The organism is Streptomyces caeruleatus (assembly GCF_001514235.1).
Classification (GTDB): Bacteria; Actinomycetota; Actinomycetes; order Streptomycetales; family Streptomycetaceae; genus Streptomyces; species Streptomyces caeruleatus.
In genome coordinates this window covers 131086-155342 of the sequence record NZ_KQ948942.1, presented here as the reverse complement: position 1 = coordinate 155342, position 24257 = coordinate 131086, and the positions used below count along the sequence as shown (strand labels likewise).

Below are 24257 nucleotides of genomic sequence, written 5' to 3'. Positions count from 1 at the left end.
GTGAGGGAGGCGGGTCGCGGGGTCAGTCGAGGCCCAGGGCGCCGGAGAAGACGGCGTAGGGAACGCTGTCGGCCGGGGTGCCGGCGACGCCCTTCAGCGGCAGGGGTTCGAGGCTCTTGGCGAGATCGATGCGGTAGGCCACGACGGCCGTCGACACCGAGGCGGCGGTGCCGACGTACCAGGCCGCGGTGTCGTCCTGGGTGGTGCCGGTCTTGCCGGTGACGCGCGGGGCGGAGGCGGCGGTGGCCGGATGGGCCAGCGCGAAGGCGTCCCGCAGCGCGGACCGGACCTGCTCGGCCACCTTCGCCGGCACCGCGCGCCGGGAGGCGGGCCTGGCCAGCCGCACCTCGGAGCCGTTGCGGGTGATCCGGGCCACCGAGTACGGCTCGACATGCGTGCCGGCGGCGGCGAACGTGGCGTATCCGCTCGCCATCCGGATCGCGCTGGGCGTGGCACTGCCCAGGGACAGCGCCGGGACCTGCGGCCCGAAGCTGGAGCCGAGCAGCCCGGCCGCCTCGGCCGTCCGGCGCACCCTGTCCAGGCCGGTGTCCATGCCGAGCTGCATGAACGGCGTGTTCACCGACAGGGCGAGCGCCCTGTGCAGACTGATCCGCCCGTGGTCCTCCCCGCCGTCGTTGCGGGCCTTGACCTGCTTGCCGCCGCGGTCCCAGTAGGGGCCCTCGGGCGTCATGACCGGGATGCCGTCGTCGCCGTCGTACAGCGTCTGCGGCGTCACCTCGGTCGCGGCGCCGTCGCGGGTCTTGCGGACACCGTGGTCGAGGGCGGAGGCGTAGACGAAGGGCAGGAAGGCCGAACCGGCGGGCACGGTGGTCGCGTTGGACTCGTTGTAGCCCTGCGTACGGTGGTCCGGGCCGCCGTAGACCGCGAGGATCCGTCCGTCGGCGGCGACCGACGCGGCGCCGTAGTGCGCGGTCTTCGCCGTCGCCGGGTGGTCCTTGCGCGCCTGCTCGCGGGCCTTGGTCACGGCGTCGGTGAGCGCGGTCACCCTCTTGCGGTCGAACGTCGTGTAGATCTGGTAGCCGCCGAGGTCGAACTGCTGGTCCGTCAGACGCGCGGCCTTCTTGGCGTACTGCGCGGCCAGCTCCACCAGGTAGTCGCTCTGCTTGCCGGTGTCGTAGCCCTGCGCCTGCCGCAACGGCTCGGGGAACGTCCGGTACCGCGCCCGCTCGGCCGGCGACAGCCTGCCGATGTCGACCATGCGGTCGAGGATCCAGGACCAGCGCTCCACCGCCCGCGCGTGGTTGGCCCGGCTCAGCGCGGGGTCGTAGAGGGCGGCGCCCTTGAGGAGGGAGGCGAGGAACGCGGCCTCGCTGACGTTCAGCTCGCCCACGTCCTTGCCGTAGTAGGCCTGGGCTGCGCGCTGCATGCCGTAGGTGCCGCGGCCGAACCAGCTGGTGTTGAGGTAGCCCTCCAGGATGTCGTCCTTGCTCATCCGGTTGTCGAGCTTGAGGGCGAGCATGGCCTCGGTGAACTTGCGGCCCACCGAGCGGTCCTGGTTGAGGTAGACGTTCTTGACGTACTGCTGGGTGATCGTGGAGCCGCCCTGGGTGTCGCCCTCGCCGAGGGTGCGCCACACGGCTCGGGTGACGCCGCTGAGCGAGATGCCGGCGTCGGAGTAGAAGCCGGCGTTCTCCGCGGCGAGCACCGCCCAGCGGACGTCCTCCGGTATGTCCTCCAACGGCATGTCCTGCCGCCGCACCCAGCCGGTGCGGGCCATGGGCGTCCCGTCGGACCAGAAGTAGACGTTGTCCTGCTGGGTCGCGTACGCGTTGAGGTTCTCCGGGATGTCCGTGGCGGCGTACGCCACCGTCAGGGCCGCGGTGGTCAGGCCGAGGAAGGTCAGCGCGGCCCCGAGCCACTGCCGCCAGGAGGGCACCCAGCGGCGCCAGCCGGTGCGGCCGGGGCGCGGGTACCGGGGCCGCAGGCGGCGCAGGCGGCGCAGGCGGCGCAGGTGCGGTGCCCATCGGGCGGCGGCCGTCCTGAGACGGGACAGGGCCGCCTCGCGCGTGGCCTTCCGGCGGTGCCCCGGGGTGCGGGGCTCCCTTGTGTCGCGTTCGCCCGTGCGGGATAACTCCGCATCCACCGTCCGCAATTGCACGGTCTCGTCCGGCGGGAGCGCGGGGACCTTCAGCTGCATGGTCTCGTCCGGCTCCTGCCCAGCCCTGGTCACGGCTGCGCCCCTCCCCGCATTCGGTCGTGCCCGCGAGGAAGGGCATGGCCGCCGCGGTCAACGGCAGCGCGCCCCCTGTTCCCCCGGCCTTACGGCTCCTCGCGGCGATCGAAAAGTATCAGTGACCTTTTCAAATTCTCCACACCGGTACCGGACAGGGTTGACCGTGAGCTGATCGCAAACGGTCGCAGAGAGGGGTGTATCCGGTCAGGCCGATTAGTCTTTGACCATGCCTCGCTATGAGTACCGGTGCCGCAGCTGCGGTGACACGTTTGAACTGAGCCGTCCGATGGCGGAGTCCTCCGCGCCCGCCGCGTGCCCTGCGGGGCATGAGGACACGGTGAAGCTTTTGTCGACGGTGGCTGTGGGTGGGACGGCGTCCGCCCCCGCGGTGCCCAAGGCGGGCGGCGGGGGCGGTGGGTGTTGTGGTGGGGGCTGTTGCGGTTAGTCGCCTACGGGGGTGCCGCGCGGTGCCATCATGCGGGTGCGGCCTCGTTGTGGCTGGTCGCGCAGTTCCCCGCGCCCCTATTGGGGCGCTGTCGTACGGGTTGCCTTCAAGAACTCCCTGAGGATGCGCTCGCCCGCCAGTGCTCCCCGTTCCGGGAGGGCGGTGATCATTGGGGCCGTCCAGTTGGCGTCCGCCAGCTCGCCGTGTCCAGGCCGCCAACCCCGGTCCGCAGCAAGCAGCAGGTCGGCGTCCAGCAGGGAGTCGCCCGCGGCCAGTGTCAGGTCGGCGCCCGTGCGGCGGGCGACCTCGTGCATGGCGGCGCTCTTGGTGAGGGGCTTGGGGACGGCGTAGATCTTGCGGCCCTGCAAGGAGACCGTCCAGCCGCGGTTCTCCGCCCACACCGCGAGCTCCTTCACCCACTCCTCGGGCAGCAGCTCGCGCTCGACGACGAGGTAGGCGAAGAGGTCCTCGGCGATGCGGTGCTTGCGCACCCATGCCGGGGACGCCGTGGCCATCAGGTGGTCCTGGATCTCCGCGAGGGGCGCGCACTGTTCGGCGAGGCGGGCCTGGACCTGGGCGTGCCAGTCGGGGTCGGTGACGCCGTCCACGAGCAGATGGCCGCCGTTGGCGCAGATCGCGTACTTCGGGGCGGGCCCCGGCAGGTTGATGCGCTGGTACTGCTTACGGGTCCGGGTCGTCGTCGGCACGAAGACCGCCGCGTCGCCGAGGTCCGTGAGCAGCTGGGCCGCCGTCTCCGTCATGTACGACAGGGGCCGCGCCTCGTGCACCTCCACGCACAGCAGCCTGGGCGCCCGCGCGTCCGGCATGGTCAGCGCGAGGGCCGCGGCGGAGTAGATGAGCGTACGGTCGAGGTCGCTCGCCACCAGCACCGGCATCAGAGGTTCACCGCCCTGCCGTCGGCACCCGTCGCGCCCCGCGTGTACTTGGGGTGGATCAACCCCACGCAGGTGTACGGCAGTTCGGTGACCTCTTCCACCGGTACCCCTCTCTGTTCGGCCAGCAGACGTACATGGTCCAGGTCGGCGCCGGCACCGGCCCGCGCCAGGATCTTCCAGGGCACCCGGCGCAGCAGCACCCGCGTGGTCTCGCCGACGCCCGGCTTGACGAGGTTCACGTCGTGGATGCCGTACTCCTCGCTGATCCGCTCGACGGCGGCCCAGCCCTCCCAGGTCGGCGCGCGGTCGGCGGACAGCAGCTCCTTGGCGGTCGCCTCGACGGCGTCCACGACCTCCGGGAAACGGGCGGAGACGGCGTCCAGGAAGGCCACGGAGACGTCCGCGTCGGCGAGTTCGCGGTAGAACTTCGCGCCGTGGTAGTCATGCGGGCCGACCAGGTCGGCGCGCAGGACGGTGCGCGAGATCAGGCCGGAGACGGTGGAGTTGAGGCACGCGGACGGGATGAGGTAGTCGTCGCGGGTGCCGTACGTCCGTACGCACGAGCCCGGGTCGGCCAGTACGGCGATCTCCGGGTCGAAGCCGGTGATGCCGTCGGATGCCTCGAACTCCCGTATCGCCTCGGCCAGTTCGCGGGTGATGGCGCCCTTGCCGGTCCAGCCGTCGACGAAGACGACGTCACGCGGGTCGTGGTGGGCGGCAAGCCAGCGCAGGGCGTTGGCGTCGATGCCGCGGCCGCGCACGATCGACACGGCGTAGTGGGGCAGTTCGAGGCCGTGCCGGAACTGGGCCCAGCGGCGCATGAGGACGCCGACGGGGGTGCCGGCGCGGGCCAGGGAGACGAGCACGGGGCGCGGTGACCGCTCGGCGAGGACGAGCTCGGTGACGGCACCGGCCGCCTGTGCCAGGCGCGCCGCCGTCTCCTCCAGCGCGGCGTGGAACAGCGCCTGGTACTGCTCGCTCGGCTGGTACTCCACCGGCAGCGACTCGGCGTAGTGCGCGCCGCCGCTCTGGATGGCTTCCTCGCGCTCCTCGGTCGGCGCCTCCAGCGTCACATCCGAGAGGTCCTGGAGCAGCCAGCCGACCTCTTCGGGGTCGTACGAGGAGAAGGCGGGGCCGCGGAGGGGCTCGGGCAGCATCGGGGGCCTTTCGGGACGGGCTGAGGGTGCGCCGGGGACGTACGACGGTACGACCGCGAGCAGGACGTGCGGGGTGTGCGCGGCGAGCTGCGCCAACAGGCCCTCGGGGGCGTGCAGTTCGGGGGTGTCGGCGGCCGAGTCGACGACGGCTATGACGGCGTCGAAGCCGGCGCCGGCGACGTTGTAGGCGTAGCGCTCGCCGGGGCCGTCGGCCGGGTCGTCGTGGGCCGGGAACGCGAGGCGGGTGCGTATCGCGTACCCCGGGTCGTCGACCGCGAGGACGGGTGAGCGGGTGGTGGTCGAGTAGCGGACCTCCACGTCGGCGCTCCGCTCCAGCTCGCGGGCGATGCGCAGGGGGGCGTACATCAGCTCCTCGAAGCCGAGGACGAGGACGCGGCGGGTGTCGGCGGGGAGTGCCTCTGCCAGGCGGGCGGCCATGGCGGGGAGGGCGGCTTCCAGCCGGATGCGGTGAGCGGGCGTGAAGCCGTGACGGCCGCCGTCGGGGAGGCCGGGGGGCCAGTGCAGATCGATGCGGGCGGGGTCGTTCGTCGCCTGCGGGCCGGTGGGGGCTGGTCGCGCAGTTCCCCGCGCCCCTGGGGGGTTGCCCTGCTGGTCGGCTTCAGCGGCAACGCCGCCGCTCGGGGGCGCGGGGAACTGCGCGACCAGCCCCGACGCACCCGCACCAGACGACGAACCCTCCGCAGCAACGCCACCGCTCGGGGGCGCGGGGAGCTGCCCGGCCGACCCCGACGGCGCCGCAGACGACAAACCACCCTCCGCGACAACGCCGCCGCTTGGGGGCGCGGGGAACTGCGCGACCAGCCCCGACGCACCCGCACCCGACGACGAACCCTCCGCAGCAACCCCGCCGCTCGGGGGCGCGGGGAACTGCGCGACCAGCCCCGACGGCGCCGCAGACGACAAACCACCCTCCGCAGCAACCCCGCCGCTCGGGGGCGCGGGGAACTGCGCGACCGACCCCGACGCACCCGCACCCGACGACGAACCCGCACCCGCACCCGCACCCGCACCCGACGACGAACCCGCCGCAGCACTCTCGGCCTCGTACCGCGCCACCAACGCCTGCCCCCGCTCCAACACCCCCTCCGGCAGCCGCACGGTCCCAGAAGCGGCCGCCACCAGATCCACCCGCGCCCCGATCTCCCGCGCGAACTCCTCCAGCCGCCCCACATCCGCCGCCGACCGCATGTCCACCAGCGCGACCACCACATACCGCCGCCGCGGATACCGCGCATGCAGATCCCGCACGGTGTTCAGCACGGTGTTCCCCGTGGAGAACTCGTCGTCCACCAGGACCAGCGGCCCGTCGCCGGCCAGCAGGCCGGGATCCTCGGGCAGCAGCAAGTGCGACGTGGCATGCGAGTGGGACTCCTCGAAGCCCCCCGCAGGGGCGACCCCGGCGACCGGACGCCGCGTCGAGTGCAGATACGGCGCGTCCCCCACACCGTCGGCGACGGCGTGCCCGAGCCCGGTCGCGGTCTCCGCGTAACCGAGGACGACCGCGTCGCCCGCTTCCGCCGCCCCCAGAAGCTCCCGCACCCGGCGCCCGAGGGCGAACCCGGCGCCGTACACGACGGACGGCGACTGCGGCACATGCTTGCCGAGCACGTTGGAGACCAGCAGATGCGCCCGCTTGGGGTTGCGGCGCAGGGCGAGCCCCAGCATCTGCTTGAGCTCGTCGTCGCCCACGAGCTGGACTCCGAGCCGCTCGGCGACCCAGCTCCCGGACCAGACCCCGTTGTTCACTGCGTTGTTCATACGTCCCTTGGGTTGAGAAGCCGGTCGGCCCGGTCAGGCCGGGATGCCGGCGGCGAGCAGCTCCACGAAGCCGATGTCCTCGTTGGCCACACCGAAGACCTCGGCCCGCAGCAGGGTCCGCTCGGCCCAGGCGCGGTGCGGCTTCACCTCGTTCATCTTGTTCGTGTACTGCGACCTCAGTACACCCCCGCCGCAGCGCTCCGGCCGCAGGATGTCCTGGGCGTCGCTGAACTCCTCGTGACTGACCACGGACAGCGCGTGCACGGGCAGTACGTGGGAGGGGTGGATGCAGGTCTTGCCGAGGAGGCCGTTGGCGTGGTCCATGGTGATCTCGCGCAGCAGGCCGTCCATGGAGTGCTCGATGAGGGCCTCGCGCAGCTCCTCGGCCTGGCCCTCCAGGAAGGGGCTGCGGCGCAGCAGGGGCTTGAACATACGTTCCTGCACCCGGAAGTACTCCCACACCGGCCCGGTCACCGTGAACCCGGTGCCGTCGGCTCTGCCCAGCATGTTCACCACGTCGGCGATCACGGAGGCGACGATCTGGACGTCGTACGCCGTCATGTCCGGGGCCCGCCGCAGGCCGTACGACGAGCAGAAGTCGGTGACCCCGAGCCGCAGCGCCAGCACCCGCTCGCGGTACTTGTCGACCGCGCGGGAGACGCCCTCCAGGGTCTCCACGCGCGACTCCCGGTACATCAGCTCGGGCGACTCCAGCACGGGCATGGCGAACAGCCGCCGCCCGCTCTGCGCCTCGGCGCTCGCGAGGGCCTCCAGGAAGGGCATGCCGCGCTCTTCGGTGAACTTGGGCAGCACGAACCCGGACAGCAGCCGTACGGCGGGTCCGAGCCGTCGTACGAGGTCGGGGATCTGCTCGGGGGTGCGGACCCGGACGAAGAGCAGCGGCGGCTCCACCGGGCCCTGGCGTCCGGCGAGGTCGGCGAACTGCCGGACGAGGTTCTCCTCGCCCTCCGCCACGTCCTCGTCGCCGATGGAGTCCTCCAGGCACAGCACCATCGAGACCACGCCGCGCCCGGTCTGCTTGACGATGTCGTCGGCGAGCCGCGGCCGGGTGGCCGGACTGTAGAGCGTGGCACCCAGGGCCGCGGAGAGCAGCCGGGCCGGGGAGTCGGCGGAGAACTCGCACGGCTCCTGGTGGAACAGGCGCTGACGCACCTCTGGGGCGATGTGCCCGAAATGACGCATAGAGCTCCCCCGTGGTGACTCAGTGTCCCCTGTGACTGGTTCACAGGTGGCCGGTAATAGTACGTAGATACCCATGTCAGGGGTTCCCGCAGGGCATGAATTTCGGGTAACGCGGACGAACACAGGCGCGCACGGTCCGTCGCACCCCCGCGTTGTCGTGACCAGGACGGAGAGGGCAGGATGACCGTATGACGCACGCGATGTTGAAGGGGTCGAACGTCCCGCTCGAAGCCACGACGGTACGCGCCGTGCTGCGCTGGACGCCCGGGCAGGGGGTCCCGGATGTCGACGCCTCGGCACTCCTCCTCGGCCCCGACGGTCGTGTGCGCTCCGACGAGGACTTCGTCTTCTACAACCAGCCCCGGCACCCCTCCGGGAAGGTCTGGCGACTCGGCAAGAAGCGGGGCGCCGAGGGCCTCACCGACACGATCCAGACAGATCTGGCCGGTGTCGAGTCCGGCGTCGGTCAGATTCTCCTGGTCGCTTCGGCGGACGGCGTAGCCTTCGACCGCGTACGGGATCTGCGCATCGTGCTGTACGACGCCGCGGCCGCCGACGCCGATCCGCTGGCGTACTTCGACATCAAGCCGGAGACGGGCCAGGAGACGGCCCTGATCTGCGGCGAGCTGTACCGCCGCGGCGAGGGCTGGAAGTTCCGCGCCCTGGGCGAGGGCTACTCGGACGGCCTCAAGGGCCTGGCCACGGACTACGGCATCTCGGTGGACGAGTCCGAGGCGATGGACGGCCCCGCCCCGGCGCCCGCACCGGAGGTCTCCCAGCCCCTCCCACCGGAGCAGCCCACGACCGTGGTCCCACCCCAGCCGTCCTACGGCTACCCCCAACAGCCCCCACCGACCCAGCCGGCCTACGGCTACCCCCAGCCCACCTCCCAGTCGGGCTACGGCTACCCGCCCCCGGTGACGGCAGCAGCCCCGGGCCAGGAGTTCCGCCTGCCCCCACAGGGCCCGCAATTCATCGGACGGTGAGGGATGCGCCTTCAGGGGCGCGGGGAACTGCGCGATCAACCACGATCAACCCGCAGTCGCCACACAACACCAGGCCCCGAGCTCTCAGGCGACTACTTCTCCGCTTTGGTCTTGTATCCACGCCCCCACTGCAGCCCCCACCCGAACAACCGATCCAGCTCGGCCTGAAACCCGTAGACGAACTTCACCTCACGCCGAACCCAGATCTCGCCCTTCACGTTCTCGATCATCACCACCGCACAGGACCGAGCCTGCGGATGCCGCTCGTCGAGACCTATCTCGATCCGGGGCCCGTTGCTGGGATACAGCGTGACGATCGCATGCGTACGGTCGAACGCCGGCGTCTGGTCGTAGATGTACACGAAGACCAGCAGCCGCTTGATGTTCTCCTTGTGATCGAGGTTGACGTAGATCGTCTCCCCGGACGCCGACCCGAACCGGTCGTCCCCGCTGAGCTTCACGTACGGCGGCGCGTTCACGTCCCCGAGGAACCCGCCCAGCGGCTGGACGACCCCCTTCGTCCCGTCGGTCAGCTCGTACAGCGCCCCGAGGTCGAGGTCGACGTTGACCATGCTCTGGCTGTGCCCGAGCACCTCCGGCGGCTTGAGCGCCTTGAACGGGTGCCGCAGCAGACTCTCCCGCTGTGACCCCCCGATGTCGGACGTCCGCATCCGCCAGGTCAGGTTGATCCGCAGATGCCCGGTGGCGGCGCCCTGCTTGGTGAGCGACACCCGGTCGTGCCGTTTCGTCAGCTCTATCGAGTTCGATGACGCGCTGCCCGAGTCGAACTCGGCAGCCCGGCCACGCCAGAGTCCGTCCAAGAAGCCCATTCCGCCCCCACGTCCCACACGAAAGACCCACGTTCACTGGAAAACCAGCGGGGCGGCCGGAGGCCCGGCCGCCCCGCTGAGAGCGTTCCTCAACCGCAGGGTTGTCACACCCCGGACGAGACCTCAGTCTTCTCGTCCGAGGCCTCCGCTTTTCCCTCCGCGGCTGCCAGCGCGCGGTTGCGGCGCACCGAGGACCAGAAGGACCAGCCGATGAGGATCACACCGATCGAGCCGGTGATGAGCTCGTGGATCTCGTACTGGATGGTGACCAGCAGGATCATGGCGAGGGCGCCGATGGCGTAGTGCGCGCCGTGCTCGAGGTAGACGTACTCGTCGAGGGTGCCCTGGCGGACCAGGTACACGGTCAGCGAACGGACGTACATCGCGCCGATACCGAGACCCAGGGCCATCAGGACGATGTCGTTGGTGATGGCGAAGGCGCCGATGACGCCGTCGAAGGAGAAGGACGCGTCCAGGACCTCGAGGTAGAGGAACATGAAGAAGGCGGCCTTGCCGGCCATGGCGACCGCGGAGCGGGGCTTGCCGGTGCGCTCGGCCTCTTCCTCGGCCTCGTGCTCGCGCTCCTCCTCTTCTTCGAGCTTGTCCTCGAAGTAGCCGGAGAGTCCGCCGACGATCATGTAGGTGATGAGGCCGGCGATGCCGGAGAGCAGGACCGTCTCGGCCTTGTCGACGTGGGCGCCGCCGTGCTGGTGGGCGTGGGTCGCGAAGGTCATCGCGCTGATGAGCAGGACGATCAGGGCGATGCAGACGGACAGCATGTCGACCTTGCCGAGCTTGGCGAGCGGGCGCTCCAGCCAGGCCAGCCACTTGATGTCGCGGTCCTCGAAGATGAAGTCGAGGAAGATCATCAGCAGGAACATGCCACCGAACGCGGCGATGGCCGGGTGGGCGTCGGTGACGAGCTGCTGGTACTGGTCCTTGTCGCTCAGGGCCAGGTCGACGGCCTCGATCGGCCCGAGCTGGGCGCTGATGGCGACGATGACGACCGGGAAGACCAGTCGCATACCGAACACGGCGATCAGGATGCCGATGGTGAGGAAGATCTTCTGCCAGAAGGCATTCATCTTCTTCAGGATTCCGGCGTTGACCACCGCGTTGTCGAAGGACAGCGAGATCTCGAGCACGGAGAGGATCGCCACGACCCCCAGGGCGGTCCACCCCCCGAAGAGGAGCGCCGCAACCAGACCGAGCGCGGTGACCGCGAACGACCAACCGAAGGTTTTCAGAACCACTGGCTACCCAATCCTGTGTGTACGGGGCTCCCCCGCGCCGCACTCGGCTTTACGAACTTTTGAAGCCGAAGTCTAGTTCGGCACCTCTTCGCACCCCACCCGGGCCCGGCTTTTGCTCATATCGCGTTATGAGACGTTGACCCCGAAGTCGAGTGCGATGCCCCGCAGACCGGAGGCGTAGCCCTGTCCCACGGCCCGGAACTTCCATTCGCCCTGGTAGCGGTAGACCTCGCCGAAGATCATGGCGGTCTCGCTGGAGGCGTCCTCGCTCAGGTCGTAGCGGGCGAGTTCCTGCCCGTCGGCCTGGTTGACCACGCGGATGAAGGCGTTGCTCACCTGGCCGAACGTCTGGCCGCGCTCGTCGGCCATGTGGATCGAGACGGGGAAGACGATCTTGTCGCAGTGGGCCGGCACCTTGGAGAGGTCGATCAGCAGCGACTCGTCGTCGCCGTCGCCCTCGCCGGTGAGGTTGTCGCCGGTGTGCTCCACCGAGCCGTCCGGGCTCTTGAGCTGGTTGTAGAAGACGAACCACTCGTCGCCCAGGACGCGTCCGCCGCTGCACACCAGTGCGCTGGCGTCGAGGTCGAAGGGGGCTCCGGTGGTGGAGCGCGCGTCCCAGCCGAGCCCGATCATCACCTGGGTGAGATTCGGTGCGGCCTTGGACAGGGAGACATTTCCTCCCTTGGCGAGCGTGACGCCCATGTGCTGGTCCTCCCCGCGTGTTGCTTCTTTGGTTGTCCTGCGCATCCGGCGCCGCACCCAAACGAATGCGGCGCCGGACTCAGCCGGTGGTGTCCTGGACGGTCCCCCCTCGGATCGAACTCAGACGTTCACACCGAAGTCCTGCGCGATGCCGCGCAGACCCGACGCGTAGCCCTGGCCGATGGCGCGGAACTTCCACTCCGCGCCGTGCCGGTACAGCTCGCCGAAGACCATCGCGGTCTCGGTCGACGCGTCCTCCGAGAGGTCGTAGCGCGCGATCTCGGTGCCGCCGGCCTGGTTGACGACGCGGATGAACGCGTTGCGCACCTGGCCGAAGGACTGCTGGCGGTTCTCGGCGTCGTAGATCGAGACCGGGAAGACGATCTTCTCCACGTCGGCCGGGACGCCCGCGAGGTTGATCTTGATCTGCTCGTCGTCGCCCTCGCCCTCACCGGTGAGGTTGTCGCCGGTGTGCTCGACGGAGCCGTCGGCGCTCTTGAGGTTGTTGAAGAAGACGAAGTTCGCGTCGCTGCCGACCTTGCCTTCCGGGTTCAGCAGCAGCGCGCTGGCGTCCAGGTCGAAGTCGGTGCCGGTCGTGGTGCGGATGTCCCACCCCAGACCGACGATGACCGCAGTGAGGCCCGGGGCCTCCTTGCTCAGTGATACGTTGCCGCCCTTGCTGAGGCTGACTCCCACGAGTCCTCCATTGGTTTCCAGGGGCGGGGAGCCCCGCCGTGCGTTTGATATCGGATCAACGACTCGATCCTAGTGACGGGTTCCCGTGGCTCGCATGCCTTGGTACCGAAGAATCAGAGGGTGTCGAGCGCCTTGACGTACTCGTTCAGGTCGCGCGCGTCCGGCAGGGCGTTGACGACCGTCCAGCGGACGACGCCCTCCTTGTCGATAACGAAGGTGCCGCGCACCGCGCAGCCCTTGTCCTCGGCGAAGACGCCGTAGGCCCGGCTGACCTCGCCGTGCGGCCAGAAGTCGCTGAGCAGCGGGTACTCCAGGCCCTCCTGCTCGGCGAAGACCCGCAGGGTGTGGATGGAGTCGTTGGAGACGGCGAGCACCTGGGTGTCGCGGTCCGAGAACTGCGGCAGGTTGTCGCGCACCTCGCACAGCTCGCCGGTGCACACGCCGGTGAAGGCGAAGGGGTAGAAGAGCAGGACGACGTTCTTGGAACCGCGGAAGTCGGAGAGCTTCACGGTCGCGCCGTGGTTGTCCTTGAGCTCGAAGTCGGGGGCCTTGTCGCCGACCTGGATCGCCATCGTCGTAGATGTCCCTTCGTGGGGCTGTTCGGGTGGAACCCACCCTACGCAGCGATCACCGGGGGCCACGCAGGAGGCGGGGGCGGGACGCGGACGCCCGGCCCGGCCGGGCGCAGGGGCGGGGGCGGGCGTGGATGCACGGGCGGGACACGGATGCCCGGCCGGGCGCAGGGGTGGGGGCGGGGGCGGGGGCGGCCGTGGATTCGGGGCCGGGCGCAAGGCGGGGGCGAGACGCGGGTGCGGGGGGGGCCGGACGCAAGGCGGGGGCGAGACGCGAAAGCGGGGCCGGACGCAAGGCAGGGGGCGAGACGCCCATGCGGGGCCATGACGCAAGGCAGGGAACGAGCGCCCATGCGGGGCCGGACGCAAGGCGGGGGCGAGACGCGAAAGCGGGGCCGGCACAAGCCAGGGGACGAGACGCCCATGCGGGGCCGGACACAAGCCAGGGGACGAGACGCGGATGCGGGCCTCGGACGCAGACGCCGGGCCGGACGCGGATGCGAGGCCACGCAAGTGCCGGGCCGCCCGGGGATGCCGAGGCGGTGGCGGACGTGGATGCCAGGCCGCACGGGTGTCGGGCAGGGCGCAGAATGCTGGGCGGTACGCAAATGCCGGGCCGGGCTTCTCAGCCCGGCCCGGCACCATCAGCCCGTCCGGCGATTGAGGACGAGGCCCTTTCAGGGCCGATGCGGGGGTCTGGGGACGCGGCCCCCAGGGACGGCCACCCCAGTGGACGGCAGCGTTTCAGCCGACGGCCACTTTCGAACCGCTACTTCTTGGACTTCGCGGCCTTGGGCGTCACCAGCCGACTGCCGCTCCAGTCCTTGCCGACGCTGACGCTCTTGGATGCCGACAACCCCGCCGTGGTGGAGGCTTCCGAGATTTCGCTGGGCTCCACGTAGCCGTCACGGCCGGTCTTCGGCGTCAGCAACAGGATCGCGCCGCCCTCTTCGATGTACGTGGTGGCGTCCACCAGTGCATCCGTCAGGTCGCCGTCCTCGTCGCGGAACCACAGCACCGCGGCATCGGCGACGTCGTCGTAGTCCTCGTCCACGAGCTCTGTGCCGGTGACTGACTCAATGGCCTCGCGGAGTTCCTGGTCTACGTCGTCGTCGTAGCCGATCTCCTGGACCACCTGCTCGGGCTGGAACCCCAGCCTCTCGGCAAGGGTCCGCTCCTCCGCGTGGTCCGCGGTCGCGCTCACGGTTTGCCTCCTGATCATGTTTTGGGAATGTCTCAGCCACGCGCGTGCGCGAAGCATTGGCCGTAGTCCACACGGGCGGGGCGGATCGCGCAAGTACCCGGCCGTTCAGACCGCCGAAACGGTGACGATCGTGAACGTGTCACCGCAACTCCAGGCACGCCCTCATCGTCTCAGGGTGACGCGCACCACACCAATCTGCCCCCTTTGTGCGTTTGGGAATCATCGGTCACGGCTCCACCGTTGGCCAGGAAACGGTTACCTCGCAGTAGAGATGACGTTTGGCCCCCCGAGGTACACGATGGGGAGCGGTGCAGACGCCCAGAAACCCCCGAAACACAGCCCTCTGACAGGTAAGGACCAGCGTGGCTTCCGGATCCGATCGCAACCCGATCATCATTGGCGGCCTTCCGAGTCAGGTTCCTGACTTCGATCCCGAGGAAACCCAGGAGTGGCTCGACTCCCTTGACGCCGCTGTGGACGAGCGCGGCCGGGAGCGGGCCCGCTACCTGATGCTGCGGCTGATCGAGCGGGCCCGCGAGAAGCGTGTCGCCGTCCCCGAGATGCGCAGCACGGACTACGTCAACACGATCGCCACCAAGGACGAGCCGTTCTTCCCGGGCAACGAGGAGATCGAGCGCAAGATCCTCAACGCCACCCGGTGGAACGCCGCGGTGATGGTGTCCAGGGCCCAGCGTCCCGGCATCGGCGTCGGCGGTCACATCGCCACCTTCGCGTCCTCCGCCTCACTCTACGACGTGGGCTTCAACCACTTCTTCCGGGGCAAGGACGAGGGCGACGGCGGCGACCAGGTCTTCTTCCAGGGCCACGCCTCGCCGGGCATCTACGCCCGCGCGTTCCTGCTGGACCGCCTCAGCGAGCAGAACCTGGACGCGTTCCGCCAGGAGAAGTCGAAGGCGCGGTACGGCCTGTCGAGTTACCCGCACCCCCGCTCGATGCCGGACTTCTGGGAGTTCCCGACGGTGTCGATGGGCCTCGGCCCGATCGGCGCGATCTTCCAGGCCCGGATGAACCGCTACATGGAGGCGCGCGACATCGCGGACACCTCCAAGTCGCATGTGTGGGCGTTCCTGGGCGACGGCGAGATGGACGAGCCGGAGTCGCTCGGCCAGCTGTCCATCGCCGCCCGCGAGGGCCTGGACAACCTCACCTTCGTGGTCAACTGCAACCTGCAGCGCCTCGACGGCCCGGTACGGGGCAACGGCAAGGTCATCCAGGAGCTGGAGTCGATCTTCCGCGGCGCCGGCTGGAACGTGATCAAGCTGATCTGGGACCGCACCTGGGACCCGCTGCTCGCGCAGGACCGCGACGGCATCCTGGTCAACCGGATGAACACCACGCCGGACGGCCAGTTCCAGACCTACGCCACCGAGACCGGCGCGTACATCCGGGACCACTTCTTCGGTGACGACCAGCGGCTGCGCGCCATGGTCGAGGGCATGACCGACGACCAGATCCTGCACCTGGGCCGCGGCGGTCACGACCACAAGAAGATCTTCGCGGCGTTCTCGGCGGCCAAGGCGCACAAGGGCCAGCCGACAGTGATCCTCGCCAAGACGATCAAGGGCTGGACGCTCGGTCCCAACTTCGAGGGCCGCAACGCCACGCACCAGATGAAGAAGCTGACGGTCGACGACCTCAAGCGCTTCCGCGACCGGCTGCACCTGCCGATCGCCGACAAGGACCTGGAGAGCGGGGTGCCGCCGTACTACCACCCGGGGCGGGACTCCGAGGAGATCCAGTACATGCACGACCGCCGCCAGGGGCTCGGCGGTTACGTCCCGACGCGCGTCGTGCGGTCGAAGCCGCTGGCGCTGCCGGAAGACAAGACGTACGCGACCGTGAAGAAGGGCTCCGGTCACCAGTCGATCGCGACGACCATGGCCTTTGTCCGGCTCCTCAAGGACCTCATGCGGGACAAGGAGATCGGCAGGCGTTTCGTGCTGATCGCGCCGGACGAGTACCGCACGTTCGGCATGGACTCGTTCTTCCCGAGTGCGAAGATCTACAACCCGCTCGGCCAGCAGTACGAGTCGGTCGACCGTGAGCTGCTCCTCGCCTACAAGGAGTCGCCGCAGGGCCAGATGCTGCACGACGGCATCTCGGAGGCCGGCTGTACGGCCTCGCTGATCGCGGCGGGTTCGGCGTACGCCACGCACGGCGAGCCGCTGATCCCGGTCTACGTCTTCTACTCGATGTTCGGTTTCCAGCGCACCGGCGACCAGTTCTGGCAGATGGCGGACCAGTTGGCGCGCGGTTTCGTACTGGGCGCGACCGCCGGCCGTACGACCCTGACCGGTGAGGGACTCCAGCACGCGGACGGCCACTCGCAGCTGCTCGCCTCGACCAACCCGGGCTGTGTCGCGTACGACCCGGCGTACTCGTACGAGATCGCGCACATCGTGCAGGACGGTCTGCGGCGGATGTACGGGGGCTCCGAGGAGCACCCGCACGGTGAGGACGTCTTCTACTACCTGACCGTCTACAACGAGCCGATCCAGCACCCGGCCGAGCCGGAGAACGTGGACGTCGAGGGCATCCTCAAGGGCGTCCACCGGGTCGGCGAGGGCACGGCGGGTTCCATCCCCGCGCAGATCATCGCGTCCGGTGTGGCCGTTCCCTGGGCGGTCGAGGCGCAGAAGATCCTCGCCGAGGAGTGGAACGTGAAGGCCGACGTGTGGTCGGCGACCTCGTGGAACGAGCTGCGGCGTGAGGCCGTGGAGTGCGAGGAGCACAACCTGCTGCACCCGGAGGAGGAGCAGCGGGTGCCGTGGGTGACGCGGAAGCTGAGCGGGGCCGAGGGGCCGTTCGTGGCCGTTTCCGACTGGATGCGGTCGGTGCCGGACCAGATCGCGCGGTGGGTGCCGGGTACGTACCAGTCGCTGGGCGCGGACGGTTTCGGCTTCGCGGACACCCGTGGCGCGGCTCGCCGCTTCTTCCACATCGACGCGCAGTCGATCGTGGTGGCGGTCCTGACCGAGCTGGCGAAGGAAGGGAAGGTGGACCGGTCGGTGCTGAAGCAGGCGATCGACCGGTACCAGCTGCTCGACGCGTCGGCCGCGGACCCGGGGGCGGCGGGCGGCGACGCGTAGCCTCCGGCGTCCGTCAACCGTTTGACGGGGTGGTGTGCCCGTGGGTGACCCGCGGGCTACACCACCCCTTCACATTTCCTACGATGCGGCCATGAAGCGAGCGGTGGCACAAGCGCGTTGGGAACGGCACACCCAGCGGCCCCTTTTCGGTCTGGCCCTGGCGTTCGCCGTGGCCTACGCGGTGCCGATCGTCGACCCCGACGCGAGCGCCTCCGTGGTGGAGGTGTGCCTCGCGGTGGAGTGGGTGGTGTGGGGCGCCTTCGCGCTGGACTACGTCGTCCGGCTCGTACTCGCCGGGCGGCGCCGGGAGTTCGTACGGTCGCACTGGCTGGACCTGTGCGCGGTGCTGCTGCCGTTGATACAGCCGCTGCGGCTGCTGCGGCTCGTCTCGACACTGCTGTTGGTGGGGCAGCGGGCGCGGATGGCCTCGCAGATACGGCTGACCACGTATGTCGCCGGGGCGGTGGTGGGGCTGCTGATGTTCGGGTCGCTGGCCGTGCTGTCCGTGGAACGGGACTCGCCGAACGGGAACATCAAGACGCTGGGTGACGCGGTGTGGTGGTCGTTCACCACGATGACGACCGTCGGGTACGGGGATCACGCGCCGACCACGGGCGTGGGGCGGATGCTCGCGGTGGGGCTGATGCTGTCCGGGATCGCCCTGCTGGGCGTGGTGACCGCGAACATCGCCGCGTGGTTCATAGCGCGGTTCGAGATGGACGACGTGGAGGAGCGCCGCCAGACGGAGGCGATACACCTGCTGACGGAGGAGGTCCGTGCCCTGCGCGCGGAGGTCGCCTCGCTGTCGGGGGCGAGGGTGCCGGGGCAGATGGGTGAGGAGAGGGGGCGGTAGGGGACGCCTACGGACTCGGGGCCCTGGGTGCGACGGCGGCCGCGGGTGGTATGTGGCTGGTCGCGCAGTTCCCCGCGCCCCTGGGTGGGCCGCCGCAGCGCCGGCCGTCCAGCTGCTGTGGGCGCGCAGCGCCCTCTGTCCTGGGTGCGACGGCGGCCGCGGGTGGTGTGTGGCTGGTCGCGCAGTTCCCCGCGCCCCTGGGTGGGCCGCCGCATCGTCGGCGGTCCGGGTGGTGTGGGCGCGCAGCGCCCTCCTGGGGGCGGGGGGAACTGCGCGGCCAGGCACACACCACCCGCAGCCCGCGACGGTCGGTACCCCTACGGCGTTTCCGGCCGGCCCGGCCCGCCGCAGGCGAACGCGCGATCCGGCCCGGTCCGTGACCACGTCCGGCCACGTGAGCGGGGGCGCCTGCGCGTACCGTCAACTCCCTGATTCGGCGTTCGACTTGGCGAGTACCCACGGTGCGCTTCTCATGCCTGCGTGTCCGGGCCGCGGCGCGCTGACCCCCTCCGGCAGCGCGCCGCAGGCCCTGGCTTGACCCACTGTGACCTGCGGCGCACCCCGGCTGGGAGGGATCTTCAGGGCTGTCACCCTGATAGGGGAACTCAGATGTGCGCGGCCCCCGCGCCCGCCTCCGCGTTCTCCCCTCGCTTGGTGAGGAAGGCCACGAAGACCGCGACGACCGCAACGCCCGCGGCGACCAGGGACGCCAGGCTCATGCCCGAGATGAACGTGTCACGCGCCACGTCCGTGATCTTCGCGGCGATGGCGTCCGGCGTGCCCGGGGCCAGCGGCGCCACGCCGACCTGGACCGCCTCGGAAGCCTGGGCCTCCTGCGCGGCGGTCAGCGGCGGCAGCCCCGCGGACGTCCAGTTGCCGGCGAGTTCGCTGTCGACCTTGGAGGCCATGACGGCGCCGAGGACGGCCGTACCGAGGCTGCCGCCGATCTGCATCGCGGCCTGCTGGAGACCGCCGGCGACACCGGACAGCTCCATGGGCGCGTTGCCGACGATGACCTCCGTGGCGCCGACCATGACCGGCGCGAGACCGAGGCCGAGCAGGGCGAACCAGAGCGACATCACGCCGCTGCCGGTGTCCGTCTCCAGCGTGGACATGCCGTACATGGCGATGGCGGTGAGCGCCATGCCGCCCGCCAGCGGGACCCGCGGGCCGAGCTTGGTGATCATCGCGCCCGCGAGCGGGGAGCCGACGATCATCATGCCGGTGAGCGGGAGCAGGTGCAGACCGGCGTAGATGGGGCTCATGTCGTGGACGTTCTGGAGGTAGAACGTCACGAAGAACAGGCCGCCCATGAACGCGATGGCCATCAGGACCATCAGCACCACGCCCGCCGACAGCGGGATCGAGCGGAAGAGGGCGAGGGGGATCAGCGGCTCCCTCACCTTTGTCTCCCAGAGGGCGAAGAGCGCGAAGCCCACCACCGACCCGGCTATGAACAGCCATGTCTTGCCGTCGGCCCAGCCCCACGCCGGGGCCTTGATGAGCGCCCAGACCAGGCAGAACATCGCGGCCGACAGCAGGACGATGCCCAGGATGTCGAAGGAGCGCGGGGCGTTCTCGGCGCGGTGGTCGAGCAGGATCAGCACACCGAGGACGACGGCGAGGATGCCGACCGGCACGTTGATGAAGAACACCGACTGCCAGTTGACGTGCTCGACGAGGACGCCGCCGAGGATCGGGCCGCCGGCGGTGGAGGCGCCGATGACCATGCCCCAGATACCGATGGCCATGTTGAGCTTCTCGGCCGGGAAGGTCGCCCGCAGCAGACCGAGCGCGGCCGGCATCAGCAGCGCGCCGAACAGGCCCTGGAGGACACGGAAGACGACGACCGCGCCGATGCTGCTGGACAGGCCGATCGCTCCGGAGGCGGCGGCGAAGCCGACGACGCCGATGAGGAAGGTCTGCCGGTGGCCGAACCGGTCACCGAGCTTGCCCGCGGTGACCAGGGAGACCGCGAGGGCGAGGAAGTAGCCGTTGGTGATCCACTGCACCTCGGCGAAGGACGCGCTCAGGTCCTTCTGGATCGCCGGGTTGGCGATGGCCACGATGGTGCCGTCGAGGGCCACCATCATGACCCCGACCGCGACGGTGATGAGGGTGAACCAGGGGTGGCCGCGCAGCCCCTTGGCCGGCGCCGCGTCCGACGGGGCTTCTGGTGCCCGGTCCCCCGTCCCGGTCGTCTTGATGGTGGTCCGACTAGTCATGTGTTCGAGGCTAGTGACAGCCACTGACAATTGACAAACCATTTCACAAGTCGCTAACTGACACCTATGGAATCACTGCGCGAACGCAAGAAGCAGCGCACCCGGGAAGCACTGCTGCGTACCGCGCTGGAGCTCTTCACCACCGAGGGGTACGAGCGCACCACGGTCGACGACATCGCGGAGGCCGTCGATGTGTCGCAGCGCACGTTCTTCCGTTACTTCGCCGGCAAGGAGGAGGCGGCCCTCGCCCTGATGGAGGTGACAGTCGCGCACTTCCTCCAGTCGGTGCGCGAGCGCCCGCCGCACGAGGCCCCGATGGAGGCGCTGCGGCAGGCGGTGCTGGAGGGCTGGGACACGCTCAACGACGTGATCGAGGCCATCGCGCCGGTCGAGCTGTATCTGCGTATGTGCCGGGTGGTCGAGTCGACGCCCGCCCTGCTCGCCGCCCATCTGCGCCGCTCGGCCGAGGTCGAGGAGACGCTGGCGGCCGTCCTCGCCGAGCGTGAGGGCGTCGACCTGGACACGGATCCGCGGCCGCGGCTGGCGGTGGCGGTCTTCGGCGGCGTGATGCGGCTGACGGAGCGTCAGTGGAGTGTCGGGGAGGATTTCAGCCTGGACGCCATGCGGGCACTGACCGTCTCATATCTCGAACAGGTCGGCCCGGCACTCAGCGAGAGCTGGCGAACACACTGAGGTCATGGGCGTGTTGCCGCCACCTTGATCAAAACGTGATACCCATCACTTGGTTAACGCGAGACCCTCTCGTTCTCCTAGTGTGTCCTCCCAGTGACTTCCTTCGACACGTCCCCGCAACTGAACGTCTGGCGCGCTCTGCTCGCACTGGCCGTGGTGTTCGTGATGCTGGCGACCACGGGCTGGACCGCCCTGCGTCACCACCGGACCGCCTCTCCGCTCCAGGCCTCGCTCAGCGCCTGGGAGGACGGCAGCGTCGCCGGACACCGACTGCCGACCGCGACGTCCTCCCCCACGCGGCTCGCCCGGTTCTTCACCTCGCTCACCGACACCCAGCGCACGGATCTCGTACGCCGCTATCCGCTCGCGGTCGGCAACATGAACGGCGCTCCGGTCGACCTGCGCTACCGCGCCAACCGGCTCGCCCTCCACGAGGCACGCGAGGTCGAGCGCAAACGCATGTACGACAAGAAGCTCACGCCCGACGGGCAGCGCGAGGCGGGCCGCCGTATGCACCGCTTCGAGTCGATGATGCGGACGGACCGGAACATCCTCGCCTTCGACCCCGAGGGCTCGGGACGGGCCGCCGAGGTGTTCGGCGACCTGGCCAAGGCCGAGCGGATCTCGGTCGTCGTCCCCGGCGTCGACACCGACCTGCTGACCTTCCAGCGCACCAGCCGCAAGTACTCCGCGCCGGTCGGCATGGCCCAGTCCCTGTACGACGCCGAGCGCGAGGCCAGCCCGTCGACGCGTACGGCCGTGATCGCCTGGGCCGACTACACGGCGCCGAGCGGGCTGGGCATCGACTCGGCGACCGCGATGCGGGCCGCGGGCGGGGCCGTACGACTGGAAGCACTGGTGCGGGCCCTGCCCGGCGTCTCGCCGGTCTCCCTCTTCTGCCACAGCTACGGCTCGGTGCTGTGCGGGATCGCCGCGCCCGCGCTGCCGGAGCGAGTGGCCGACATAGCGGTGGCCGGCAGCCCCGGCATGCGGGTCTCGAAGGCCTCCCATCTGCGTACGTCCGCCCATGTGTGGGCGATGCGGGACGCCGACGACTGGGTGCAGGACGTGCCGTATCTCGAGGTCGGCGGGCTGGGACACGGGGAGGACCCGGTGTCCTCGGTGTTCGGCGCCCGGGTGCTGTCGGCGCGGGAGGCCAAGGGGCACGGCGGCTACTTCGAGCCGGGCACGGACAGCGTGGCGAACTTCGCCGAGATCGGGGTTGGCGCGTACCGCTCGGTGCGGTGCGCGGACGATGCCGAGGCCTGTCGGGCGGGTTTGTCCGACACGGCGTCGGCCGGACGCGCGTAGAGGCGCAGGAATTGCGGTGTGCGCGGGGTGGCGACGGAGGAGCACGTGCCGCATACGATGAGCCGCATGGGTGACGTACTGGCCGGATTTCATGCCGCCTGGGAGTTCGAGTCCGACTCCGTGCTCATCCGTTACGAACGTGGCATTCGAACACCCAAGCTGTTCCAGGCACTCGGGGAACGCCGGGTGCCTCTTGAGGCGATCGGCGGGGTGACGCTGACGCCGGGGAAGCGCGGGACGGTGGTGCTGCGCCTTGAGCTGCGGCCCGGGGCCGATCCGTTGATGGAGGCGGCGGCGGGGCAGCTGAAGGAGGGCGGCGACCCGTATCGGCTGGTGCTGCCGGCCGAGCGCGAGACGCTGGCCGAGTACTACGCCGACGAGCTGCGGGCGGAGCTGAAGGAGTCGGGGCCGGCCGAGGAGTTCCTCGTGGGTGCGCCCGAGGTGCCGATGCAGTTCAAGGCGTACGACGGGAAGGCGTCCTTCGACGGGCAGACGGTGCGGTTCCGGTGGTTCTGGACCGGGGCGTCCTCGGCGAAGTGGAAGGCCGGGGACCAGAGCTTCTCCGTCGCCGAGTTGAGCGGGGTCGAGTGGCGGTCGCCCGAGGTCTTCGAGGGGTACCTGCGGTTGCTCCGGCGGGACGGCGTCGACGGGCGGCCCGTGCCCGAGCAGGTCGACCACGATCCGGCCGCGGTGGTGTTCGGGCTGGGATACGGGCCGGTGCACGAGTCGTTGCCGTTCGCCGCGGCGGTGTTGTCGGCAGTGCGCTCCGCTGGGGGCGCGGCTGTCCCGGCCGGGGCTGTGCCGCGCCGGGACCCCGCGGATATCGCTGAGCGGATTCGGCACCTCGGGGAGTTGCATCAGGCGGGGCTGGTGACGGATGAGGAGTTCTCCGTCAAGAAGGCCGAGTTGCTGGCGGAGCTGTAGCGCGGAGCGTCTGCCGGGTTCGGCTGTCGGGCGGCGGCGGGGCGGTTGTGGCTGGTCGCGCAGTTCCCCGCGCCCCTGGTGGGGCTAGGCGGTGGCGTAGTCGGACAGGGCGGGTTCCAGCAGGCCGAAGACGTGGGCGGCTTCGGCGGTGATGGTCTGAGCGATCCGGTCGTTGGGGTGTCCGGCGAGGGTGAGCTCCTGGATGCGCTGGAACAGCGTGCGGTGAACGGTGCCCAGCAGTTCGGCGACGGTGCGGACGGTGATGTCGTCGGGCTGAGCACCGGTGGCCTCGGCGAGTGCCTGAGCGAGGTGGTGTGCGCGCTGGTCGTGCAGGCCGCGCACACAGGTGCTCAGGGTCGGACTGTCGGCGATCATGCGGGCGAACTCCTGACCGGAGAACCCGGCGACCGGGTCCTGGGAGGCGACGGAGTCGGCGAAGGCGCGGCGCAGCGCGGCCAGCGCTGATTCCCCCGGGAGTCGAGCGTCCACGGCTCGGGCCAGCGAGGCGGCGAACTGCTCCTGATGGTCCAGCGCCAGGTCTTCCTTGCGGGGGAAGTAGTTGGTGACGGTCTTCTTGGCGACGCGGGCGGCTGCGGCGATCTCGGCGATGGTCGTCTGCTCGAAGCCCTGGTCGATGAACAGTCGTGTCGCGTGGTCGGAGATGAGCTGCCGGGTCTCCTGCTTCTTCGTCTCACGAAGCCCGGCCGGGGGAGCCGGCATCTGGCCGCCTCCGCCGTCTCGCTGACCGTTGACGACGTCACCCGTTCACAGACGTTCTTCACCACCCACCTGGGCTACGTCGTCCGGCATGCCGCCGACGGCTTCGTGTCCCTGTCGCACGACGACGCGATCGACGTCATCCTGCTCGCCCGCGGTATCGAGGTACTGCCGCCCGAGCAGCGTGAGCAGCGCGCGAGCGGTCTGATCCTGGCCTTCACCGTCGCCTCCGGCCTGCAGGAGCAGGAAGAGCGGCTGCGTGCGGCCGGAGTTCGGATCACCATGCCGCTGCGCCAGGAACCGTGGGGCGAGCGCCTGTTCCAGGTCACCGACCCCAACGGAGTGATCATCCAGTTCGTCGAGTGGGCTGCTTCCGAGCAGAGCTGACCCCGTCCGGCACAAAGGATCGCGGGCTTGTCGCCCGACCCTCGCCGCTCACCGCCCGCTACCCGCTGCCCGCTGCCCGCTGCCCGCTGCCCGCTGCCCGCTGCCCGCTGCCCGGCAACC

At 70.0% G+C, this 24257-nt stretch carries 20 protein-coding genes; 8 read left to right on the top strand and 12 right to left on the bottom strand.

Annotated features, from left to right (window positions below; all coding sequences use genetic code 11):
* Window positions 1-22: 22 nt before the first annotated feature.
* Window positions 23-2191: a transglycosylase domain-containing protein gene (locus tag AQJ67_RS39490; RefSeq protein ID WP_425264220.1), complete on the bottom strand. Its 2169-nt coding sequence runs from the start codon at window positions 2189-2191 to the stop codon at window positions 23-25.
* A gap of 229 nt (window positions 2192-2420) precedes the next feature.
* Between AQJ67_RS39490 and AQJ67_RS46260 the strand changes: the two genes are divergently transcribed.
* A complete protein-coding gene (locus AQJ67_RS46260; protein ID WP_079056472.1) occupies window positions 2421-2639 on the top strand; it encodes an FmdB family zinc ribbon protein in 219 nt (72 codons plus the stop codon).
* Between the two features lie 77 nt (window positions 2640-2716).
* On the opposite strand, the gene AQJ67_RS39485 is transcribed toward AQJ67_RS46260, so the two are convergent.
* The 3 genes from AQJ67_RS39485 to AQJ67_RS39475 are packed head-to-tail and all read right to left on the bottom strand — an operon-like array spanning window position 2717 to window position 7674.
* Window positions 2717-3535: an HAD family hydrolase gene (locus AQJ67_RS39485; RefSeq protein ID WP_062724317.1), complete on the bottom strand. Its 819-nt coding sequence runs from the start codon at window positions 3533-3535 to the stop codon at window positions 2717-2719.
* Entirely contained in the window at window positions 3535-6471 is a 2937-nt protein-coding gene (locus tag AQJ67_RS46255; RefSeq protein ID WP_079056471.1) for a phosphoribosyltransferase domain-containing protein, read from the bottom strand. The genes AQJ67_RS39485 and AQJ67_RS46255 overlap by 1 nt, the downstream gene beginning before the upstream one ends.
* 33 nt (window positions 6472-6504) lie before the next feature.
* On the bottom strand, window positions 6505-7674 hold the full coding sequence (locus AQJ67_RS39475; RefSeq protein WP_062724316.1) for an HpcH/HpaI aldolase/citrate lyase family protein: 1170 nt from the start codon (window positions 7672-7674) through the stop codon (window positions 6505-6507).
* 188 nt (window positions 7675-7862) lie between these two features.
* Between AQJ67_RS39475 and AQJ67_RS39470 the strand changes: the two genes are divergently transcribed.
* Window positions 7863-8660: a TerD family protein gene (locus AQJ67_RS39470; RefSeq protein ID WP_062724315.1), complete on the top strand. Its 798-nt coding sequence runs from the start codon at window positions 7863-7865 to the stop codon at window positions 8658-8660.
* A gap of 92 nt (window positions 8661-8752) precedes the next feature.
* On the opposite strand, the gene AQJ67_RS39465 is transcribed toward AQJ67_RS39470, so the two are convergent.
* The 6 genes from AQJ67_RS39465 to AQJ67_RS39440 form a co-directional block, all read right to left on the bottom strand.
* Window positions 8753-9490, bottom strand: a complete 738-nt coding sequence (locus AQJ67_RS39465) for a TerD family protein (protein ID WP_062724314.1) — start codon at window positions 9488-9490, stop codon at window positions 8753-8755.
* A gap of 104 nt (window positions 9491-9594) precedes the next feature.
* Window positions 9595-10743, bottom strand: coding sequence for a DUF475 domain-containing protein (locus AQJ67_RS39460; RefSeq protein ID WP_062724313.1), 1149 nt, complete (start codon window positions 10741-10743; stop codon window positions 9595-9597).
* A 126-nt stretch (window positions 10744-10869) separates the two neighbouring features.
* A complete protein-coding gene (locus tag AQJ67_RS39455; protein WP_062724312.1) occupies window positions 10870-11445 on the bottom strand; it encodes a TerD family protein in 576 nt (191 codons plus the stop codon).
* Window positions 11446-11565: 120 nt separating this feature from the next.
* Entirely contained in the window at window positions 11566-12141 is a 576-nt protein-coding gene (locus AQJ67_RS39450) for a TerD family protein (RefSeq protein ID WP_062724311.1), read from the bottom strand.
* Between the two features lie 113 nt (window positions 12142-12254).
* Window positions 12255-12713, bottom strand: a complete 459-nt coding sequence (locus AQJ67_RS39445) for a peroxiredoxin (protein WP_048582333.1) — start codon at window positions 12711-12713, stop codon at window positions 12255-12257.
* Window positions 12714-13482: 769 nt separating this feature from the next.
* Window positions 13483-13917 carry a DUF3052 domain-containing protein gene (locus AQJ67_RS39440; protein ID WP_062724310.1) on the bottom strand — a complete coding sequence of 145 codons (435 nt, stop codon included), beginning with the start codon at window positions 13915-13917 and terminating at the stop codon, window positions 13483-13485.
* Window positions 13918-14279: 362 nt separating this feature from the next.
* Here AQJ67_RS39440 and aceE point away from each other — a divergent pair, with 362 nt between their 5' ends.
* Window positions 14280-17027 (top strand): pyruvate dehydrogenase (acetyl-transferring), homodimeric type, encoded by a 2748-nt coding sequence (aceE, locus tag AQJ67_RS39435; RefSeq protein ID WP_062724309.1) that lies wholly within the window; start codon window positions 14280-14282, stop codon window positions 17025-17027.
* A 91-nt stretch (window positions 17028-17118) separates the two neighbouring features.
* Window positions 17119-17880, top strand: a complete 762-nt coding sequence (locus AQJ67_RS39430) for a potassium channel family protein (protein WP_062724308.1) — start codon at window positions 17119-17121, stop codon at window positions 17878-17880.
* Between the two features lie 605 nt (window positions 17881-18485).
* Here AQJ67_RS39430 and AQJ67_RS39425 read toward each other — a convergent pair.
* Window positions 18486-20105 (bottom strand): MFS transporter, encoded by a 1620-nt coding sequence (locus AQJ67_RS39425; RefSeq protein WP_062724307.1) that lies wholly within the window; start codon window positions 20103-20105, stop codon window positions 18486-18488.
* Between the two features lie 66 nt (window positions 20106-20171).
* Between AQJ67_RS39425 and AQJ67_RS39420 the strand changes: the two genes are divergently transcribed.
* The 3 genes from AQJ67_RS39420 to AQJ67_RS39410 all read left to right on the top strand — a co-directional run bounded on the left by AQJ67_RS39420 (window position 20172) and on the right by AQJ67_RS39410 (window position 23033).
* A complete protein-coding gene (locus AQJ67_RS39420) occupies window positions 20172-20798 on the top strand; it encodes a TetR family transcriptional regulator (RefSeq protein WP_062724306.1) in 627 nt (208 codons plus the stop codon).
* 93 nt (window positions 20799-20891) lie between these two features.
* The gene (locus tag AQJ67_RS39415; protein ID WP_062724305.1) at window positions 20892-22109 is read left to right on the top strand and encodes an alpha/beta hydrolase; all 1218 of its coding nucleotides are present in this window, start codon (window positions 20892-20894) and stop codon (window positions 22107-22109) included.
* Between the two features lie 57 nt (window positions 22110-22166).
* Window positions 22167-23033 carry a DUF4429 domain-containing protein gene (locus tag AQJ67_RS39410; protein ID WP_062724334.1) on the top strand — a complete coding sequence of 289 codons (867 nt, stop codon included), beginning with the start codon at window positions 22167-22169 and terminating at the stop codon, window positions 23031-23033.
* An 84-nt stretch (window positions 23034-23117) separates the two neighbouring features.
* Here AQJ67_RS39410 and AQJ67_RS49885 read toward each other — a convergent pair whose 3' ends face one another.
* The gene (locus tag AQJ67_RS49885) at window positions 23118-23753 is read right to left on the bottom strand and encodes a TetR/AcrR family transcriptional regulator (protein WP_062724304.1); all 636 of its coding nucleotides are present in this window, start codon (window positions 23751-23753) and stop codon (window positions 23118-23120) included.
* Here AQJ67_RS49885 and AQJ67_RS39400 point away from each other — a divergent pair, their 5' ends adjacent.
* Window positions 23754-24137 carry a VOC family protein gene (locus tag AQJ67_RS39400; protein WP_062724333.1) on the top strand — a complete coding sequence of 128 codons (384 nt, stop codon included), beginning with the start codon at window positions 23754-23756 and terminating at the stop codon, window positions 24135-24137.
* Window positions 24138-24257 lie beyond the last annotated feature (120 nt).

What these genes read in the sequence shown, in the direction of transcription:
- AQJ67_RS46260 (WP_079056472.1), top strand. Translation starts at nt 2,421, where the DNA reads ATGCCTCGCTATGAGTACCGGTGCCGCAGCTGCGGTGACACGTTTGAA.
- AQJ67_RS39485 (WP_062724317.1), bottom strand. Translation starts at nt 3,535, where the DNA reads ATGCCGGTGCTGGTGGCGAGCGACCTCGACCGTACGCTCATCTACTCC.
- AQJ67_RS46255 (WP_079056471.1), bottom strand. Translation starts at nt 6,471, where the DNA reads ATGAACAACGCAGTGAACAACGGGGTCTGGTCCGGGAGCTGGGTCGCC.
- AQJ67_RS39475 (WP_062724316.1), bottom strand. Translation starts at nt 7,674, where the DNA reads ATGCGTCATTTCGGGCACATCGCCCCAGAGGTGCGTCAGCGCCTGTTC.
- AQJ67_RS39470 (WP_062724315.1), top strand. Translation starts at nt 7,863, where the DNA reads ATGACGCACGCGATGTTGAAGGGGTCGAACGTCCCGCTCGAAGCCACG.
- AQJ67_RS39465 (WP_062724314.1), bottom strand. Translation starts at nt 9,490, where the DNA reads ATGGGCTTCTTGGACGGACTCTGGCGTGGCCGGGCTGCCGAGTTCGAC.
- AQJ67_RS39455 (WP_062724312.1), bottom strand. Translation starts at nt 11,445, where the DNA reads ATGGGCGTCACGCTCGCCAAGGGAGGAAATGTCTCCCTGTCCAAGGCC.
- AQJ67_RS39445 (WP_048582333.1), bottom strand. Translation starts at nt 12,713, where the DNA reads ATGGCGATCCAGGTCGGCGACAAGGCCCCCGACTTCGAGCTCAAGGAC.
- AQJ67_RS39430 (WP_062724308.1), top strand. Translation starts at nt 17,119, where the DNA reads ATGAAGCGAGCGGTGGCACAAGCGCGTTGGGAACGGCACACCCAGCGG.
- AQJ67_RS39425 (WP_062724307.1), bottom strand. Translation starts at nt 20,105, where the DNA reads ATGACTAGTCGGACCACCATCAAGACGACCGGGACGGGGGACCGGGCA.
- AQJ67_RS39420 (WP_062724306.1), top strand. Translation starts at nt 20,172, where the DNA reads ATGGAATCACTGCGCGAACGCAAGAAGCAGCGCACCCGGGAAGCACTG.
- AQJ67_RS39410 (WP_062724334.1), top strand. Translation starts at nt 22,167, where the DNA reads ATGAGCCGCATGGGTGACGTACTGGCCGGATTTCATGCCGCCTGGGAG.
- AQJ67_RS49885 (WP_062724304.1), bottom strand. Translation starts at nt 23,753, where the DNA reads ATGCCGGCTCCCCCGGCCGGGCTTCGTGAGACGAAGAAGCAGGAGACC.